17 protein-coding genes and 1 other annotated feature are annotated in these 19,185 nt (G+C 52.1%); all 17 genes read right to left on the bottom strand.

The window, feature by feature from the left end:
* Window positions 1-141: 141 nt before the first annotated feature.
* The gene (gene rpoC, locus C7820_RS32310; RefSeq protein ID WP_116234491.1) at window positions 142-3,756 is read right to left on the bottom strand and encodes a DNA-directed RNA polymerase subunit beta'; all 3,615 of its coding nucleotides are present in this window, start codon (window positions 3,754-3,756) and stop codon (window positions 142-144) included.
* Between the two features lie 83 nt (window positions 3,757-3,839).
* A complete protein-coding gene (gene rpoB / locus C7820_RS32305) occupies window positions 3,840-7,385 on the bottom strand; it encodes a DNA-directed RNA polymerase subunit beta (RefSeq protein WP_116234490.1) in 3,546 nt (1,181 codons plus the stop codon).
* Between the two features lie 357 nt (window positions 7,386-7,742).
* A complete protein-coding gene (locus C7820_RS32300) occupies window positions 7,743-8,348 on the bottom strand; it encodes a class I SAM-dependent methyltransferase (protein ID WP_116234489.1) in 606 nt (201 codons plus the stop codon).
* Between the two features lie 136 nt (window positions 8,349-8,484).
* The gene (gene rplL / locus C7820_RS32295; RefSeq protein WP_076176726.1) at window positions 8,485-8,850 is read right to left on the bottom strand and encodes a 50S ribosomal protein L7/L12; all 366 of its coding nucleotides are present in this window, start codon (window positions 8,848-8,850) and stop codon (window positions 8,485-8,487) included.
* Window positions 8,851-8,915: 65 nt separating this feature from the next.
* Window positions 8,916-9,419, bottom strand: a complete 504-nt coding sequence (rplJ, locus tag C7820_RS32290; protein ID WP_076176725.1) for a 50S ribosomal protein L10 — start codon at window positions 9,417-9,419, stop codon at window positions 8,916-8,918.
* A 112-nt stretch (window positions 9,420-9,531) separates the two neighbouring features.
* Window positions 9,532-9,688, bottom strand: a sequence feature (ribosomal protein L10 leader region).
* A gap of 72 nt (window positions 9,689-9,760) precedes the next feature.
* On the bottom strand, window positions 9,761-10,453 hold the full coding sequence (rplA, locus tag C7820_RS32285; RefSeq protein ID WP_076176724.1) for a 50S ribosomal protein L1: 693 nt from the start codon (window positions 10,451-10,453) through the stop codon (window positions 9,761-9,763).
* Between the two features lie 83 nt (window positions 10,454-10,536).
* Window positions 10,537-10,962: a 50S ribosomal protein L11 gene (gene rplK, locus C7820_RS32280; RefSeq protein ID WP_076176723.1), complete on the bottom strand. Its 426-nt coding sequence runs from the start codon at window positions 10,960-10,962 to the stop codon at window positions 10,537-10,539.
* 66 nt (window positions 10,963-11,028) lie between these two features.
* Window positions 11,029-11,562, bottom strand: coding sequence for a transcription termination/antitermination protein NusG (gene nusG / locus C7820_RS32275; protein ID WP_076176722.1), 534 nt, complete (start codon window positions 11,560-11,562; stop codon window positions 11,029-11,031).
* Window positions 11,563-11,584: 22 nt separating this feature from the next.
* Window positions 11,585-11,773 (bottom strand): preprotein translocase subunit SecE, encoded by a 189-nt coding sequence (secE, locus tag C7820_RS32270; RefSeq protein WP_076176721.1) that lies wholly within the window; start codon window positions 11,771-11,773, stop codon window positions 11,585-11,587.
* Between the two features lie 21 nt (window positions 11,774-11,794).
* On the bottom strand, window positions 11,795-11,944 hold the full coding sequence (gene rpmG, locus C7820_RS32265) for a 50S ribosomal protein L33 (RefSeq protein WP_076176720.1): 150 nt from the start codon (window positions 11,942-11,944) through the stop codon (window positions 11,795-11,797).
* 404 nt (window positions 11,945-12,348) lie between these two features.
* Window positions 12,349-12,993, bottom strand: coding sequence for an RNA polymerase sporulation sigma factor SigH (gene sigH, locus C7820_RS32260; RefSeq protein WP_076176719.1), 645 nt, complete (start codon window positions 12,991-12,993; stop codon window positions 12,349-12,351).
* A 161-nt stretch (window positions 12,994-13,154) separates the two neighbouring features.
* A complete protein-coding gene (locus tag C7820_RS32255) occupies window positions 13,155-13,676 on the bottom strand; it encodes an NYN domain-containing protein (RefSeq protein ID WP_076176718.1) in 522 nt (173 codons plus the stop codon).
* A 5-nt stretch (window positions 13,677-13,681) separates the two neighbouring features.
* Window positions 13,682-14,428, bottom strand: coding sequence for a 23S rRNA (guanosine(2251)-2'-O)-methyltransferase RlmB (gene rlmB / locus C7820_RS32250; RefSeq protein ID WP_116234488.1), 747 nt, complete (start codon window positions 14,426-14,428; stop codon window positions 13,682-13,684).
* Window positions 14,429-14,471: 43 nt separating this feature from the next.
* Complete coding sequence (locus C7820_RS32245) at window positions 14,472-14,936, bottom strand: Mini-ribonuclease 3 (RefSeq protein ID WP_116234487.1); 465 nt, start codon at window positions 14,934-14,936, stop codon at window positions 14,472-14,474.
* On the bottom strand, window positions 14,933-16,339 hold the full coding sequence (cysS, locus tag C7820_RS32240; RefSeq protein WP_116234486.1) for a cysteine--tRNA ligase: 1,407 nt from the start codon (window positions 16,337-16,339) through the stop codon (window positions 14,933-14,935). The genes C7820_RS32245 and cysS overlap by 4 nt, the downstream gene beginning before the upstream one ends.
* A 38-nt stretch (window positions 16,340-16,377) precedes the next feature.
* Complete coding sequence (gene cysE / locus C7820_RS32235; protein ID WP_116234485.1) at window positions 16,378-17,058, bottom strand: serine O-acetyltransferase; 681 nt, start codon at window positions 17,056-17,058, stop codon at window positions 16,378-16,380.
* A 612-nt stretch (window positions 17,059-17,670) separates the two neighbouring features.
* The gene (gene gltX / locus C7820_RS32230) at window positions 17,671-19,131 is read right to left on the bottom strand and encodes a glutamate--tRNA ligase (protein ID WP_116234484.1); all 1,461 of its coding nucleotides are present in this window, start codon (window positions 19,129-19,131) and stop codon (window positions 17,671-17,673) included.
* Between the last annotated feature and the right edge of the window lie 54 nt (window positions 19,132-19,185).

The raw sequence follows: 19,185 nt of genomic DNA, 5'->3' as shown, positions 1-19,185 counted from the left end.
CACAGGGGTACTTAACTACTCACGCACCTTTGCTATATTAGCACTTGCATTAGGCGATGTCAAGAATGTTTCAGGAAAGTTTTCGCGGAAGCAGCCCTTTTTCATGCCGCCTCCGCGCAAAACCGCCTGTATAGCAGTCTATTACTCTACTGTTGCCGTTTCAAGCTCTTTGGAGTCCTGATCTTCGGCGTTCGGATCATCGAATTTGACGCTGCGGTAACGGTTCATACCGGTACCTGCAGGGATCAATTTACCGATGATGACATTTTCTTTCAGGCCGAGCAGCTGGTCAACCTTGCCTTTGATCGCCGCATCAGTAAGAACGCGGGTCGTCTCCTGGAAGGATGCCGCGGACAAGAAGGAATCGGTCTCCAGGGAAGCCTTGGTGATACCGAGCAGAACCGGTTTGGCCACCGCAGGCTCTTTTCCGGACAGGATTGCTTCTTTGTTCGCTGCTTCGTATTCATGAATGTCGGTGAATGATCCAGGAAGAAGCGGTGTATCTCCCGCATCGACGATACGGATTTTACGCAGCATCTGCTTGATCATGACTTCGACGTGCTTATCGTTGATTTCTACGCCCTGGTTACGGTATACGCGCTGTACTTCCTGCAGAATGTAGTTCTGCACGCCACGGATGCCTTTAATGCGCAGCATTTCTTTCGGGTCAATGGAACCGTCAGTCAGCTCGTCGCCGGCTTCGATTTCCTGACCTTCGCTTACGCGCAGACGGGAACCGTAGGTAACGGAGTACACTTTCGTTTCCGCTTCACCTTGGACTTCGATTTCACGACGGTCTTTCGCTTCGCGAATTTCCTTCACGACGCCGTCGATTTCACTGATAGTTGCTTGACCTTTCGGATTCCGGGCTTCGAAAAGCTCCTGAATACGCGGAAGACCTTGGGTAATATCGTCCCCTGCGACACCACCGGTATGGAACGTACGCATGGTAAGCTGGGTTCCTGGTTCACCGATGGATTGCGCCGCGATGATGCCGACAGCTTCCCCGATTTCCACGAATTTGCCTGTGGCCAAGTTGCGTCCGTAGCACTTCTTACATACACCGTGACGGGCACGGCAGCTGAGTACCGAACGGATTTGCAGTTTTGTTACGCCGGAGTTGACGATCAAGTTCGCTTTATCCGAATCGATCAGCTCGTTGCGGTTAACCAGAATTTCGTTGGTTTCCGGATGACGAACCGTCTCGAAGCAGTAGCGTCCTTCAATACGGTCATACAGATCCTCGATAACCTCTTTACCATCCTGAATCCGGCTGACGGTAAAGCCTTTATCGGTACCGCAGTCTTCTTCGCGGACGATAACGTCCTGGGCAACGTCTACCAGACGGCGTGTCAGGTAACCGGAGTCGGCTGTACGCAGCGCGGTATCCGCCAGACCTTTACGGGCACCGTGCGTCGACAGGAAGTACTCGAGGACGGTCAGGCCTTCACGGAAGTTGGATTTGATCGGGAGTTCGATGATCCGGCCGGATGGGTTCGCCATCAGACCCCGCATGCCGCCGAGCTGAGTAATCTGCGATTTGTTACCCCGTGCTTTGGAATCAACCATGAGCATGATGGAGTTAAAGCGGTCCATGGATTTCATCAGGATGTCCGTAATGTCATCCTTCGCCTTGGACCAAATATCGATAACGCGGTCGTACCGTTCTTCGTTCGTAATCAAGCCGCGGCGGTATTGGTTCGTAACGACAGCAACCTTCTCGTCGGATTCCTTCAGGATCGCCTGTTTCTCATCAGGAACGATAACGTCGGATACCGCAACGGTTACGCCGGCACGCGTCGAATACGTGAAGCCGAGCTGCTTGATTTTGTCCAGAATAACGGAAGTTTCCGTCGTGTGGTAAATCTCGAAGCAGCGGGCGATGATTTGGCCCAGATACTCTTTACCAACAGCGCTGCTTATAGGCAGGTCGTTCATGCGCTCGCGGATGTCCGCGCCTTTTTCATAGACGAAATATTTTTCCGGCGTTCCGTTGAACAGATTGTCGCGGGTTGCTTCGTTAATGTACGGGAAGCTGCTCGGGAAAATTTCGTTGAAAATGATGCGTCCGACGGTCGTTAAGAGCATTGCGTCCTGCTGCTTGTCGGTAAAGCTCGTTTTGCCGAGCGCTTTTACCGGAATGGCCACCCGTGCATGCAGACCTGCGGTTCCGCGTTGGTAAGCCGATACAGCTTCGTTCACGGAGCTCAGAATCATGCCGGAACCTTTCTCTTCCTTGTTGTCCATGGTCAGATAGAAAGATCCGAGAACCATATCCTGCGAAGGAGTTACGACAGGTTTACCGTCTTTAGGGTTCAAAATGTTGCCGGATGCCAGCATGAGGATACGGGCTTCAGCCTGTGCCTCTGCGGACAGCGGAACGTGAACCGCCATCTGGTCACCGTCGAAGTCGGCGTTGTAAGCCGTACATACGAGCGGATGCAGACGGATCGCGTGACCTTCCACCAGGATCGGTTCAAACGCCTGGATACCGAGACGGTGAAGCGTAGGGGCACGGTTCAACAGAACCGGATGCTCTTTAATGACTTCTTCGAGAACGTCCCAGACTTCCGGACTTACGCGCTCAACCTTACGTTTGGCGCTCTTAATGTTATGAGCGAGGCCCTTGTTTACAAGTTCTTTCATGACAAACGGCTTGAACAATTCCAGCGCCATTTTCTTCGGCAGACCGCACTGATACATTTTCAGGTACGGACCAACGACGATAACGGAACGGCCGGAATAGTCAACGCGTTTACCGAGCAGGTTTTGCCGGAAACGTCCTTGCTTACCTTTCAGCATGTGGCTGAGGGATTTCAGCGGACGGTTGCCTGGTCCCGTTACAGGACGGCCGCGGCGGCCATTGTCGATCAGAGCGTCAACCGCTTCCTGCAGCATCCGTTTTTCGTTCTGAACGATGATGTCCGGAGCTCCCAGGTCAAGCAGACGCTTCAAGCGGTTGTTCCGGTTGATCACGCGGCGGTACAGGTCGTTCAGGTCAGACGTTGCAAAACGTCCGCCGTCCAGCTGTACCATCGGGCGCAGTTCCGGAGGGATAACCGGCAATACGTCCATGATCATCCACTCTGGCTTGTTGCCGGAGTTGCGGAAAGCCTCGATGACTTCCAGACGCTTGATCGCACGGTTACGGCGTTGGCCTTGAGCCGTGCGCAGCTCTTCCTTCAGAAACTCGAGTTCCTTTTCGATATCGAGATCCTGCAGCAGCTTCTTGATCGCTTCAGCACCCATGCCCGCTTGGAAACCATAGCCGTATTTTTCACGGTAGCTGCGGTATTCTTTCTCGGACAGAAGCTGTTTCTTCTCCAGAGGCGTATCTCCAGGGTCGGTTACTACATAAGATGCAAAGTAAATGATCTCTTCCAGAGATCTTGGCGACATATCCAAAGCGAGACCCATACGGCTCGGAATGCCTTTAAAGTACCAGATATGGGATACAGGAGCTGCCAGCTCAATATGGCCCATCCGTTCGCGGCGCACCTTCGCGCGGGTAACTTCTACGCCGCAGCGATCGCAGACTACGCCTTTGTACCGGACACGCTTATATTTGCCGCAATGGCATTCCCAGTCTTTTTGCGGTCCAAAAATCCGTTCGCAGAACAGGCCTTCTTTCTCCGGTTTGAGCGTACGGTAATTGATGGTTTCCGGCTTTTTCACTTCTCCGCGGGACCATGAACGAATTTTTTCCGGGGATGCAAGCCCGATCTTCATGAATTCGAAATTGTTAACGTCCAACAAGGAGCAACCCTCCTTAACCTAGTCCTAATGATTTAAACCGTGAATGAGGACGGACGGTATGCCCGCCCGCCTTCACACGGTCTTTATTCCACTCCGACTTCTTCGCCTTCCAGGTTGAGGCTCAGCTTATCGCCGGCTGCCTCGTCTTCATCATCGAGCTCTTTCATCTCGATCTCCTGCTCGTCACCGCTCAGGATCTTAACATCCATACCGAGGGATTGAAGCTCTTTGATCAGAACCTTGAACGATTCAGGAACACCCGGTTCCGGAACGTTCTCGCCTTTAACGATGGACTCGTAGGTTTTCACCCGGCCGACCACATCGTCGGATTTGACGGTCAGGATCTCTTGCAGTGTATATGCGGCGCCGTATGCTTCCAGCGCCCAAACTTCCATCTCACCGAAGCGCTGTCCGCCGAACTGGGCTTTACCACCCAGAGGCTGCTGCGTAACGAGCGAGTATGGTCCAGTTGAACGGGCATGGATTTTATCGTCAACCATGTGGGCCAGCTTGATCATGTGCATGACGCCGACAGTAACTTCACGTTCGAACATCTCGCCCGTGCGGCCGTCGTACAGACGCGTCTTACCGTTGCGCTGCATGCCGGCTTCTTCCATGGTGTCAAATACGTCATATTCATTGGCACCGTCGAATACCGGTGTGGCCACGTGAATACCAAGACGCATGGCCGCAAAGCCCAAGTGGACTTCCAGAACCTGCCCGATGTTCATCCGGGAAGGTACCCCCAGCGGGTTCAGTACGACCTGTACCGGCGTACCGTCCGGCAGGAACGGCATATCTTCTTCCGGCAGGATGCGGGCCACGACCCCTTTGTTACCGTGACGTCCGGCCATTTTGTCACCTTCAGAAATTTTACGCTTCTGAGCGATGTACACCCGAACCAGTTGGTTTACACCAGGAGGCAGCTCGTCGCCGTTCTCACGGGTAAACACTTTGACGTCCACGATAATCCCGTCACTACCATGCGGTACGCGCAGGGAGGTGTCGCGCACTTCACGCGCCTTCTCACCGAAGATGGCGTGCAGCAGGCGCTCTTCCGCCGTCAGCTCTGTTACGCCTTTCGGTGTAACTTTACCAACGAGAATGTCGCCGGCGCTGATTTCGGCACCGATCCGAATAATGCCGCGCTCGTCGAGGTTCTTCAGAGCTTCCTCGCCGACGTTCGGAATATCGCGGGTAATTTCTTCCGGTCCGAGCTTGGTGTCGCGCGCTTCGGATTCGTATTCCTCGATATGAATCGAAGTGTACACATCTTCCTTCACCAGCTTCTCGCTGAGGAGGATGGCATCCTCGTAGTTATAACCTTCCCAGGTCATGAACGCTACGACAACGTTACGTCCAAGAGCCAACTCGCCCATTTCCGTCGAAGGTCCGTCAGCGAGGATGTCGCCCTTCTTGATGACGTCGCCTCTCTTCACGATCGGACGCTGGTTGATGCATGTGCCTTGGTTCGAACGCATAAATTTGTGTAATTTATGTTTAACGATGTCACCTTTGACTTCTTTGCCGTCCACGGTCTCGATGCGGCGCACCCAGATTTCGTTGGCGGAAGAACGTTCAACTATACCATCATATTTGGAAACGATACATACCCCGGAATCCTTTGCAGACTTGTGTTCCATTCCTGTACCAACCAGCGGAGCTTTAGGCACGAGAAGCGGCACAGCCTGACGCTGCATGTTCGATCCCATCAGGGCGCGGTTGGAGTCATCGTTCTCGAGGAACGGAATGAGCGCCGTTGCGACCGACACGACCTGTTTCGGCGAAACGTCCATGTAATCCACGCGATCGCTCGGCATCGGCAAGATGTTGTCGGACTGCTTGTTGTAACGGACGATAACCATATCCTCCGCAAACGTGCCGTCTTCATTCAGCTTCGCGTTTGCCTGTGCGACCACATAGTTGTCTTCCTCGTCAGCTGTCAGGTAGTCGATCTGATCTGTTACAACACCCGTCTTCGGATCGACCCAACGGTACGGAGCTTCGATAAAGCCGTATTCGTTGATCCGTGCGAACGTAGACAAGGAGTTGATCAAGCCGATGTTCGGACCTTCCGGTGTCTCGATTGGACACATCCGGCCGTAGTGACTGTGATGGACGTCACGAACTTCGAAGCCCGCGCGCTCACGCGTCAAACCGCCAGGTCCAAGTGCAGACAGACGGCGTTTGTGCGTCAGTTCAGCAAGCGGGTTGGTCTGGTCCATAAACTGGGACAGCTGGGAGCTTCCGAAGAACTCTTTGATCGACGCGATAACCGGACGAATGTTGATCAGGGCTTGCGGCGTGATGACATTCGCATCCTGGATGGACATTCTTTCGCGTACGACACGTTCCATACGGGACAGACCAATACGGAACTGGTTCTGCAGCAGTTCACCGACCGAACGCAGACGACGGTTACCAAGGTGGTCAATATCGTCCGTGTCGCCGATGCCATGCAGCAGGTTAATAAAGTAGCTGATCGAGGAAATAATATCAGCAGGCGTAATATGTTTAACCGATTTATCAATATTCCCGTTCGCAATCACTTTGACGACCTTGCCGTCTTCGATCGGGGAGAATACGTCGATGCTCTGCATCGGAATGTCATCGGCATCAAGCACACCATTGGCAACATGGTACGTCTTGTGTCCGACATTCTTCTCCAGGTGCGGCAGGATTTCGTCAAGGAGACGGCGGTCCACCATTTGTCCGGCTTCGGCAATGATCTCACCGGTATCGGTGTCGATCAGCGATTCGGCAAGACGCTGGTTGAACAGACGGTTCTTGATATGCAGCTTTTTATTGATTTTATAGCGGCCGACATTGGCCAGATCATAACGCTTTGGATCAAAGAAGCGCGCTACCAGCAAGCTCTTCGCATTGTCGAGGGTAGGCGGCTCGCCCGGACGGAGGCGTTCGTAAATTTCGATGAGCGCTTTTTCCGTGGAATCGGTATTGTCTTTGTCCAGCGTGTTGCGGATGTATTCGTCGTTGCCGAGCAGGTCCAAAATTTCGGCGTCGCTGCCGAAACCAAGCGCCCGCAGCAAAACGGTAACCGGGATTTTACGGGTACGGTCGATCCGGACATACATAATGTCTTTCGCATCCGTCTCCAGTTCGAGCCAGGCACCACGGTTTGGAATCACCGTTGCCGTGTAGGTTTTCTTACCGTTTTTATCGACTTTCGTGCTGAAATAGACGCTAGGAGAGCGTACCAACTGGCTGACAATGACCCGTTCTGCACCGTTGATAATAAATGTACCGGTCTCCGTCATCAGCGGGAAATCTCCCATGAATACTTCCTGTTCTTTGACTTCTCCGGTTTCTTTGTTGATGAGCCGTACTTTCACCCGAAGCGGTGCCGCATACGTCACGTCACGCTCTTTCGCGTCATCGACGGTGTATTTGGGTTCGCCCAGGCTGTAGTCGATGAACTCCAGCACCAAATTGCCCGTAAAATCCTGAATTGGCGAGATATCCTGGAACATTTCGCGCAATCCTTCCTCCAAAAACCATTCGTATGATTTCTGTTGGATTTCGATCAGGTTCGGAATCTCAAGTACTTCATTAATTCGTGCATAACTTCGCCGAGTGCGTCGACCATACTGAACAAGATGTCCTGCCAACTTTAACTCACCCCTCATGTCTACTCACTTTAAAAATTGATTGCGAACCTCTGTTTGGAACCTTATAATGGATTCATGCAGAGGATTCATCCACAAATAAAGAAAAGCCCTTACCCGAATGCTTTCGAACAAAGAGCAACTTATCCATGGTCTTGCCTTCTAAACATAGAAGTGACTTCATATCCAGTAGATTTGCCCAAAATGTACATATTATACGTGGACATGCCCTATTTTATGCATATCTCCGCATAAAAACTATTGACATTTCAGCCAACTAAAGACAAGAAGCCTATCCTAATACTGACATTTTATAATAATATCACACATGATTTTTCAAGTCAATAGTCCTATTGCATATTATTGAAAAGATTTTGTAGCCTTAAAAATCCGGTACCCTTTATCCTTGGTGACTTCCTCCACCTGTGCGAACAAGCTCTCCAGCTTCGCCTTTGCCGATGGTGCCCCCTGCTTCTTCTGAATCACGATCCACAAAGATCCACCTTCACGAAGATGCTCATACGCCTGCTCGAAAATCCGATGCACCGTTTCCTTGCCGGCACGAATCGGCGGATTGGTCAGGATGACATCGAAGGCTTTCCCTTCCACCTGCTGCAGCAGATCGCTCTCCAGAATCGTCACGTTCGCAATTCCGTTCAGCCTGGCATTTTCCTTGGCGAGCTCCACTGCACGGCTGTTCACATCCAGCATCGTCACATGCCCATCCCCGGCCAGTCTTGCCGCCACCAGTCCGATAGGACCGTACCCGCAGCCCACATCCAGAACCTCGGCCCCCTGCGGAATATCCATCGCTTCGATCAGCACCTTGCTGCCAAAATCAATTCCCTTCTTGGAAAACACCCCGGCATCGCTCGTGAACTTGTAGACTGCACCCCGCAGTCGCTCTTCCAGACTCCGCCGGTCATGTCCGGCTTCGGGCTGGTTGGAATAGTAATGCTGTGACATGCTTTCCCTCCGAATCCTTGGTTTCATTACACAGGATCCCCTGGTTCCAGTCGTTTAGTCACAAGGGATACGGTTTTACAAAAACAAACCCCTTGAATGATCAAGGGGTTTGCTATGTGCTTCAACTGAGAAGGAATTACTTCACTTCTACAGTAGCGCCTGCTTCTTCCAATTTAGCTTTAACGGATTCAGCTTCTTCTTTACCCACTTTTTCTTTCAGTGGTTTTGGAGCGTTGTCAACGAGTTCTTTAGCTTCTTTCAAGCCAAGACCTGTGATTTCGCGAACGGCTTTGATAACGTTGATTTTGGAAGCACCAGCGTTAGCCAGGATTACGTCGAATTCAGTTTGCTCAGCAGCTTCAGCTGCGCCAGCGCCGCCACCAACTACAGCTACTGGAGCTGCAGCAGTTACGCCGAATTCTTCTTCGATTGCTTTAACCAGGTCGTTCAGTTCCAAAACAGTCATACCTTTGATTGATTCCAAGATTTGCTCTTTACTCATGGTTGAACCTCCATTTTATAATAAAATTATTTTTTGTTTGCTTTTAAGCTGTCAGAACGGGAAGCTTACGCTCCTTGTTCTTCTTTCTCAGCCACAGCCTTAACTGCAAGCGCGAAGTTGCGAACTGGAGCTTGAAGCACGCTGAGGAGCATGGAAAGGAGACCTTCGCGGGATGGCAGTTCTGCCAACGCCTTGATTTGGTCAACGCCGACTACACGGCCTTCAACCACAGCACCTTTCAGTTTCAAAGCTTCGTTCTTCTTAGCAAAATCGTTAAGGATTTTAGCTGGTGCTACGGCGTCTTCTGCACTGAATGCGATAGCTGTTGGACCGGTCAATACTTCGTCCAGTTCAGTCAGCTCAGCAGCGGCAGTCGCACGGCGCAGCAAAGTGTTCTTCAACACTTGGAATTCAACACCCGCTTCGCGAAGCTGCTTACGCAGTTCGGTAGCTTGGGCAACGTTCAATCCGCGGTAGTCGGCCACTACTGTCGTTGCACTTTCGCGCAATTTCGCAGTTACCGCATCTACAGCTTCTTGTTTCGCTTGAATCACTTTTGCGTTTGCCAATGTCTACACCTCCTGAAAGTTTCAATGACTGTCCAGCCGGACTTGCCGGCCGCCAGTTCGATCTACGTCGGAGTCCGCTTCGAGTCTGAATACTCTTGGCTTCTCCGATTTCATAGGCAAGTAAAAAGCCTCCGTAGATTTACGAAGGCCTGATGAATGATGATTGTCCGGGCAAAGCGCAGGAAAATCATATATATTCTATCACAACACCTCGGTAGGAAATTAAGCCGTTAGGCACCTACTGTCTACGGTAAGCATATTCAACTTTAGTGGTCGGTCACAAGGACCTAAACAACAACTTTTATATAGTAACAGATAACTCGGAACGAGTCAACGATAACTTATTTAAAGGTTGCTGTATTCACGCGTGCGCTTGGTCCCATCGTCGAGGATACGGCGATCCCCTTCAGATAAACACCTTTTGCAGCAGCTGGTTTAGCACGGTTGAGTGCGTCGATGAGAGATTTGAGGTTCTCATTCAGTTTGGCCGCATCAAAGGATACTTTACCGATCGGTGCGTGAATTTGACCTGCTTTGTCCAGACGGTATTCGATTTTACCGGCTTTGATTTCTTGAACAGCCTTGGCAACATCGAACGTAACTGTTCCCGCTTTAGGGTTAGGCATAAGGCCTTTACCACCGAGCAAACGACCCAGTTTACCGACTTCGCTCATCATATCAGGTGTAGCGACGCAGACGTCGAATTCGAACCAGCCTTGTTGGATCTTGTTGATCATGTCTTGATCGCCAACAAAATCTGCGCCAGCCGCTTCCGCTTCCTTCGCTTTGTCACCTTTCGCAAATACCAATACGCGTTGTGTTTTACCCGTGCCATGAGGCAGGACAACAACACCACGAACGGCTTGGTCTTGTTTACGTGGGTCAACGCCCAAACGAACTGCAACTTCAACGGTTTCGTCGAACTTGGCAGTCGCAGCCTTTTTCACAAGCTCTACAGCTTCTGCTGGCTCGTATACTGCTTCGCTGTCGATCAGCTTGGCAGCTTCAACATACTTCTTACCATGTTTAGCCATGTTTGTTCCTCCTTTGTGGTTTTAGCGGATATTCCTCCCACATGTGCCGGCCTCATAGGCCGGGTGTCGCAAGAAAAACCGGATTAGTCTTCGATTGTGATACCCATGCTGCGTGCAGTACCTTCAACCATACGCATAGCTGCTTCAACGGAAGCTGCGTTCAGGTCAGGCATTTTTTGCTCAGCGATTTCACGGACAGTGCTGCGTTTAACGGTAGCGACTTTCTTCTTGTTAGGTTCGCCGGAACCCTTCTCGATTTTGGCAGCTACGCGAAGCAGAACTGCAGCCGGTGGAGTTTTGGTAATGAACGTAAAGGAACGATCCTCAAATACCGAAATTTCAACCGGAATGATCAGACCAGCTTGATCAGCGGTACGAGCGTTGAATTCTTTACAGAATGCCATGATGTTGACACCTGCTTGACCCAATGCTGGACCTACTGGCGGCGCCGGATTCGCTTTACCTGCAGGGATTTGCAGTTTAACAACCTTGATTACCTTCTTTGCCATGTAAGACACCTCCTTCAAAAGTGGTTAGCGGGCATCGAAGCCCTCCCACAAGAAACCTGAAGAACTTTATATCTTCTCCACCTGAGTATAATCCAGCTCAAGCGGGGTTTCCCGTCCAAACATGTTGACGTGTACCTTCAGCTTGCTCTTGTCGACGAGAATTTCTTCTACCGAGCCAACAAAATTCGCAAAAGGACCAACTTTGATACGTACGGATTCTTTAATATCGAATTCGATCTTCGGCTTCGGCTCTTCCATACCCATATGCTTCAGAATCTGTTCCACTTCTTCCGGAAGCAAAGGCGTCGGCTTGGAACCCGAACCCGTCGAACCGACAAATCCCGTAACCCCTGGCGTATTGCGTACAACGTACCAGGAATCGTCAGTCTGGATCATTTCCACCAAGACATATCCGGGGTAAACCTTTCTCATGACGACCTTTTTCTTGCCGTCCTTGTTTACCACTTCTTCTTCCATCGGAACAAGAACGCGGAAAATCTTGTCTTCCATGCCCATGGACTCAACGCGTTTTTCCAAATTGGCTTTGACCTTATTCTCATACCCAGAGTAGGTATGAACTACGTACCATCTTTTTTCCATATCAAGCCACCCGGGACCCTTCTTAAATAATCGCTTCGATCACAGCGGAAATGCCGATATCTAGAACCCAAAAATAAATCGTGACGATCGCAATGGTGCCAAGTACGATAAGCGTGTAATTCGTCAACTCTTTACGATTAGGCCAGCGAACTTTTTTAAGTTCCGCCCAGCTTTCAGAGAAAAAGGAAAACAGAGACTTGAAACCTTTCACGCCGACTACACCTCCAAAAAACTATCTGGTTTCGCGATGAGGAGTTTGCTCGTTACAAAACTTGCAAAATTTCTTCATCTCCATGCGGTCGGGGTGATTTCGCTTGTTTTTGGTAGTCGTATAGTTTCTTTGTTTGCAATTCGTACAAGCCAAAGTGATAATTACCCGCATGCTGTGCACCTCCCGAAGACGTCCTTCTATTTCAGAAGAGTCAATATTGATCCCTAGTAGGAAACAGCCTAAACTTTTCATCACTGAAAAGAAAAAAAACCGTTCCTGCGAAATGAACGATTAAGCTCGTGCCGAAGCCTTTGCTCTCTCATTCATTAAAACACGCGAATTTAGGCCTACCTAAAACACTTTATCACAAGGGTCAAACCATGTCAACGAAAGAATGGCCTTGTCAATACGCGTTTAAAAACCACGATTCCCTGTCGTTTCAAGCCTTTTTTCTCATCATAAGCCGCCTGCATTCATTTACCAGTATGATTCATTCGTCCAGAGGTTAAACCTCGGCACTTCCGGTGTGAATAAAAAAAGACTCCTTACGAGCCTTTCTTCACCTTAGCGTCTGTTCAATTGTCGCGAACTTCCAAATATCTCTCCAGCTTGCGCTTGACCCGCTGCAGAGCATTATCGATCGATTTCACATGCCGTTTCAAATCCACCGCAATTTCCTGATAGGAGCGGCCATCCAAATACAGCATTAGCACTTTGCGCTCCAAGTCGCTCAGAATCTCGGACATCTTGTCCTCGAGTCCGACGAACTCTTCCTGGTTAATAATCAGCTCTTCCGGATCGCATACCTGCGAGCCGCAAATCACGTCAAGCAGCGTACGGTCGGAATCCTCATCATAGATAGGCTTGTCCAACGACACGTAAGAATTCAGCGGGATATGCTTCTGTCTCGTCGCGGTCTTGATCGCCGTAATGATCTGCCTCGTAATGCACAGCTCAGCAAAAGCCTTAAACGAGGACTGCTTGTCCCCTCTGAAATCACGGATCGATTTGTATAAACCGATCATGCCTTCCTGGATGATATCCTCGCGGTCGGCGCCGATCAGAAAATAAGATCTGGCTTTGGCCCGCACGAAATTCCGGTACTTGTTGATCAAGTACTCCAGCGCTTCACTGTCACCCTCACGGAAATATTCGACTACGTCCTCATCCGTCTTGTAATCATAATCAGATAACATTAACTCTTTAAGGTCGACGCTCACCAAGAAACCCCCCGGCTGCAACGCAAGGTACCCGTTACTCGTGAAATATACGAACAGTATAAATGATGCTCTCCAAGCCGTCAACCACGGATTATCCAAAAAAGAACAGCGATAGCAAAATTGTCAAGAGCTGCAAATTTGTCATTTCATACAAAAGTTGGCTATTCCCGCCGCCATCGTTCGAAGATTTCGCGGATGTCCGGCGACAGCTTGCTGTCCAGCGTATTGCGCGTCGATCTGGCCTGATCTTCCTTGATCCGCTTCTGAATCATCTGCTCGCTGTTCTCCACTTCGATCAGCAGCTCCCGGGCGGACAAGCGAAGCGCTCCCCGCGCGAAGATGACATGCTGTTCGATCAAATCGCTGGTCGCCACATAGATCTGCCTGCTCCGCCGGGTCAGCTCTCCAACAAGACGCTCAATGCATTCGTCCGCCGTCTCCTTCTCCTTCGTAAAGTACACCTGGACCTTGCTCTGCGAAAAGGATTTGCCCAGCCCCGGCACCCGGTAGGCGTCAAATACCGCGATCACTTTTCTTCCGGAAAAGGCCTGATAATCGGCCAGCCTGGCCAGCAGCTCGTCCCTGGCCTCCTGCATGCTGATCTGCGACAGCTCTGCAAGGGACGGCCATCCGCCGATCATATTATAGCCATCGACCAGAAGCACATCGCGCAAAGCCGCCATTCCGGCTAACCTTGGGTGCGGCGCCGGCGCAGAACTTCGTACATCACGACTCCCGCGGCCACGGAAGCGTTAAGCGAGTTGATTTGACCTTTCATGGGGAGTTTCACCAAAACATCGCATTTTTCGCGGATCAGTCTGCCCATGCCTTTCCCTTCGTTACCGATGACCACGGCGACGGGGCCGTCAAACACATTCGTGTCGTACATCTCGGAGGAAGCCGACACGTCGGTACCGACGACCCAAATCCCTTTCTCTTTCAGCTCCTCAATGGTCTGCCCCAGGTTCGTTACGCGTGCGACCGGGACGTATTCGGCGGCGCCGGCGGACGTCTTGGACACGGTCGCGGTAACCTGCGCCGACCGGCGTTTCGGCACGATTACCCCATGAACGCCGGTGCAGTCTGCGGTCCGGAGAATGGAGCCGAGATTGTGCGGATCTTCGATCTCATCCAAAAGCAAGATGAATGGTGCCTCCCCCTTGGCTTCCGCTACCTGCAGGATGTCCTCCACTTCGGCATAGGCATAAGGCGCCGCCTGTGCGACTACCCCTTGATGCTGCATACCCGGCGCCATCTGGTCCAGCTTGCGTTTGTCCACCTGCTGAATGACGACGCCAAGCTTTTTGGCCTCGAAAATGATCGGCTGCGTCAGATGCTTTTGGGCATTTTCCGCAATCCATATTTTATTGATTGTCCGCCCGGATCGAAGCGCTTCGGTGACCGAATGCTTCCCGGCAATGATTTCTTCCTCCATCGATTTTCCTCCTGATTCTTATTACCTGTGATGGCCTGCCGTCTTATTTCTTCTTGGGCTGCTGCTCTATGAACTTGATCCCCGTGTCGATTAACCCCTGCATGCGCTCGAACTGCCCGGTATAGTACAAGTATCCGATCAGGGACTCGAACGCGGTGGCATGCCGGTATTCCAGCACGTCGGCATTTTTCGGAATGGTGCCCGACTTGGCGTTGCGGCCCTGGCGGACCACGTCGCGTTCCTCTTCGGTCAGCATCTCCTCCAGCGCACCGACAATTCGGCTCTGGGCCTTGGCCGAGACAAGTCCGGTCGCCGAACGGTGCAGCTGATTTGGCCGCAGGTTCGTCTTGGAAATCAAATATTGGCGGATGGCCACCTCATAGATAGCATCGCCAATATAAGCCAAGACGATCGGCGGAATCAGCCGGGCCGGCTTGGATGGCGGGTAGCTGAACATCCAGCCTCCCGCACTTTCCGGCAGCAGTTCGTTGCCGTCCGCCCCGCTCATTTGCGGCGCCAGCGCATGCCCTGCGCCGTATCCTCCAGCAGAATTCCCTTGGCCGCCAGCTCGTCGCGGATTTCGTCCGCGCGGCCCCAGTTTTTGTTCTTGCGGGCTTCGGCACGCTCGGCGATCAGCTGCTCCACTTCCTCGTCCAGAAGCTCGGCCTTTTCCTCGAAATAGAGCCGCAGCACCGCGTTCAATTCGTCAAAAGCCGCCAGCATCGCCTGCAGTTCCGCAGGGTTCGCCACAGGCTCCTGAAGCAGCAGGTTGGCTTCACTGACCCATTCGAATACGGAGGTAATCGCATCCGGCGTATTGAAATCATCGTTCATTTTTTCATAGTAGGAAGCCAGAATCGCATCCAGCTTCTGCTGCACGGATTCACGGACCGGACCGTTTCCGTCCGGAGCCACCGTATCCAGGCGGTGCTTCATATTCGTGACGGCGTTGGCGATCCGCTCCACGCTCTTCATCGCCTGATCCATCGTCTCGCTGTTGAAGTTGAGCGGGTTGCGGTAATGCGTGGACAGCATGAAGTAGCGGATCGCTTCTTTTTTATATTGGGCGCGCAGATCCTTGACCAAAATACCGTTTCCGAGCGATTTCGACATTTTCTCGTTATTGATCTTGATGTACCCGTTATGCATCCAGTAGTTGGCCAGCGGCTTGCCGGTCAAAGCTTCCGACTGCGCAATTTCGCACTCGTGATGCGGAAACTGCAGGTCCTGTCCGCCTCCGTGGATATCCAGGGTGTCGCCAAGGTAGCGGCGGGCCATGGCCGAGCATTCGATATGCCAGCCGGGGCGGCCGTCGCCCCAAGGGCTTGCCCAGTAAATCTCTCCCGGCTTCGCCGCCTTCCAAAGCACAAAGTCTTCCGGGCTTTCCTTCCGCTCGTCGACGCCGATCCGGATGCCGAACTGCAGCTCCTCCAGCTTCTGATGCGATAGCTTGCCGTAACCCGCAAATTTGCCGGTCCGGTAGAAGACGTCGCCCCCTTTTTCATAAGCGAAGCCTTCGTCTTCCAGCTCCTTGATAAAGGCGATGATGTTATCCATGTTCTCCGTCACCCGCGGGTTGATTGTCGCCTTATGAATGCCCAGCCCGTCGAGGTCCTCGTAGTACGCTTTAATAAACGTATCCGCCACCACCGGCACAGTGCTGTTCATCTGCTCGGCCTTGCGGATCAGCTTGTCGTCCACGTCCGTGAAGTTCACCACGTAATTGACTTCGTTGCCGATCTGCTCCAGATACGAGCGAACGACGTCGAAAAAGATCATCGGACGCGCATTCCCGATATGAATATAGTCGTATACGGTCGGACCGCACACGTACATGTTCACCTTTCCCGGCTGCTTCGCCACAAACTCTTCTTTCGCCCGGATCATCGTATTATAAATTTGAAGGGACATATCCACATTTCCTTTCATCCATGAAATTCGCTGCTTCTTTATTTCGAACGTGCTCCAGCCGGGGTTTCCTCCTGCTGCAGCCGGTTGTTTTCCGTTTGTAGTCTTTCCAATTCACCGCGAAGCTGTTCGATCTCCTGCTGCATGCTGCGCAGCGAGTCGACGATCGGGTCAGGCAGCTGGTGGCTGAGACGGTCCACCCGGCGCCCGTCCTGCTTCACGATTCTTCCCGGAATGCCCACCACCGTACTGTTCGAGGGGACTTCCTTCAGAACGACCGAGTTGGCTCCGATGTTGCACTGGTCTCCGACCGTAAACGATCCCAGCACTTTCGCGCCGGACGCAATGACGACATTGTTGCCGATGGTCGGATGCCGTTTGCCTTTTTCCTTCCCGGTGCCCCCGAGGGTAACGCCCTGGTAAATGACGACGTCGTCCCCGATCTCACAGGTCTCCCCGATGACCACGCCCATGCCATGGTCGATGAACAGGCGCTTGCCGATCTTCGCACCGGGATGGATCTCGATCCCCGTCATAAAGCGGCTGACCTGGGAGATCACGCGCGCCAGCGTAAACCACCGGCGTTTGTACAGTGCATGCGCAACCCGATGAGCCCAGATGGCATGCAGTCCGGAATAGGTGAAAATGACCTCGAACAGACTTCTGGCCGCCGGATCATTCTCGAATACGGTTTGGATATCCGATTTCATGTGCTTGAACATATCCGTTCCCCTCTTTGCTTCTTCTGTTCTCCATCGTTACGTGGAGGCACAACACCCTTCTCGTCCTGACAAAAGCGTTCATCGACGTTTCTTCATCGACGCTTGTTCACGAAGCCCAACACGCCCAGCGAAGATTCTTTCAACAAAAAACGCCTCTGCAGCATCATGCTGCAGAGACGTTATACGCGCGGTCCCACTCTGCTTGGGCCTTGCTGCTGACGTGCCCGCCGGTAATTCCGGCAGACTGCATCGCAAACGAAAAGCCCCACTTTCTGTCCTCATAACGGCGGACGTCCGGCACAGTCTAACGGGGAGATCCTCCTCCGCTCATCCATGCAGCTCACAGGTGCATTTCCACTGCCGGCCAATAGGTAACTTCCAGCCTAAAGGAAGACTTGCGCCTCCCTTGCGGTCACCCTCTCTGTCAATGGCGTGATCAATGTACTTCTCCTGATCTTCGCTGATCGCACATTGGATCATTCGGCACTCCCAGTAACAGCGGGGCCGAATTGATTTTGCTTGTAATTATAGCCGATAAGTCGTCTTACTGACAAGAAGTGTTTCAGGGAGCTTATGGGTTAGAATATGCCGTGATTACAAGAAAGAATCCACTTATGCTCCCTTAATTTGCGATTTCAGCCGCTCGATCACGCGTCCGCGGCCCAGCAGGAAGATCGTCTCGTTCAGATCGCGGCCATGCATCTGGCCGGTCAGCGCGACGCGGATCGGCATAAAGAGCTGCTTACCTTTCACGCCGGTCTCCTTCTGAACCTCTTTGATAAGCGCGGCAATATGCGAAGCGGTATACTCCTCCGAAGCTTCGATCTTCGCCAGCAGCGCCGACAATACAGTAGGTACCTGCTCCTCAGCCAGTACTGGCAGGGCCTCCTGATCGATTTCCAGATGGGTGCGGAAGAACACCTCCGACAGATCGACAATATCCGATGCGGCTGTCATCTGCTCCTGATAGAGGGCGACGAGCTTGCGCGTCCATGCCTTCTGCTCCTCATCCAGTTCGGCCGGCAGGCGGCTCGCCCGCTGCAAGTGCGGTATCGCCAGCTCCGTAATCCGGTCGGTATCGGCATTCTTAATGTACATATTGTTCAGGTGAGCCAGCTTGTTCTGATCGAACACGGCCGGGCTCTTCGACAGGCGGTCCGGATTGAAGATCTTGATCAGTTCTTCTCTGCTGTAAATCTCTTCTTCGCCTTCCGGAGACCAGCCCAGCAGGGCGATAAAATTCACCATCGCTTCCGGCAGGTAACCCAACTGGTCGTACTGCTCGATAAACTGGATGATCGATTCATCCCGCTTGCTGAGCTTCTTGTGATTCTCATTCACGATCAGCGTCATATGACCGAACTGTGGCGGCTCCCAGCCGAACGCCTCGTAGATCATCAGCTGGCGCGGCGTGTTGGAAATATGGTCTTCCCCGCGCAGGACGTGGGAAATCTCCATCAGATGGTCGTCGAGCACCACCGCAAAGTTGTAAGTCGGAATGCCGTCCTTTTTCACAATGACAAAGTCACCGGTGTCCTGCGTATTGAAAGAAATCGTTCCTTTGACCATATCGTTGAACGTGTACGTCTTATTGTCCGGTACCCGGAAGCGAATGCTGGCCACCCGGCCTTCCGCTTCGAATGCCTGGCACTGCTCAGGTGTCAAGTCACGGTGCTTGCCGGAATAGCGCGGTGTCTCGCCGCGGGCGATCTGCTCTTCCCGTTCCTTCTCCAGCTCTTCCTCGGTGCAATAGCAGCGGTAAGCCAAGCCGCGGTCCAGCAGGTCCTGCCAGTATTTCTTGTAAATGTCCAGACGTTCGGTCTGGCGGTAAGGGCCATACGCCCCGCCCACATCAACGCTTTCGTCCCAGTCCATGCCAAGCCATTTCAAATACTTCAGCTGGCTTTCTTCGCCGCCTTCGATATTCCGCTTCACGTCCGTATCTTCGATTCGGATAATAAACTCTCCGCCCTGGTTACGGGCATACAAATAGTTAAACAGCGCCGTTCTGGCATTGCCAATATGTAAATGTCCGGTTGGACTCGGTGCATAACGTACGCGCACTTTGCTCATCCTGATCCCCTCCGTCATATCATTGATCAATAAAGTCCGTTCAGAAATACTTTA

This window comes from Paenibacillus sp. VMFN-D1, from assembly GCF_003386155.1.
Classification (GTDB): Bacteria; Bacillota; Bacilli; order Paenibacillales; family Paenibacillaceae; genus Paenibacillus_AQ; species Paenibacillus_AQ favisporus.
The sequence above is the reverse complement of the archived record's forward strand: the minus strand, read 5'-3'. Positions and strand labels throughout refer to the sequence as shown.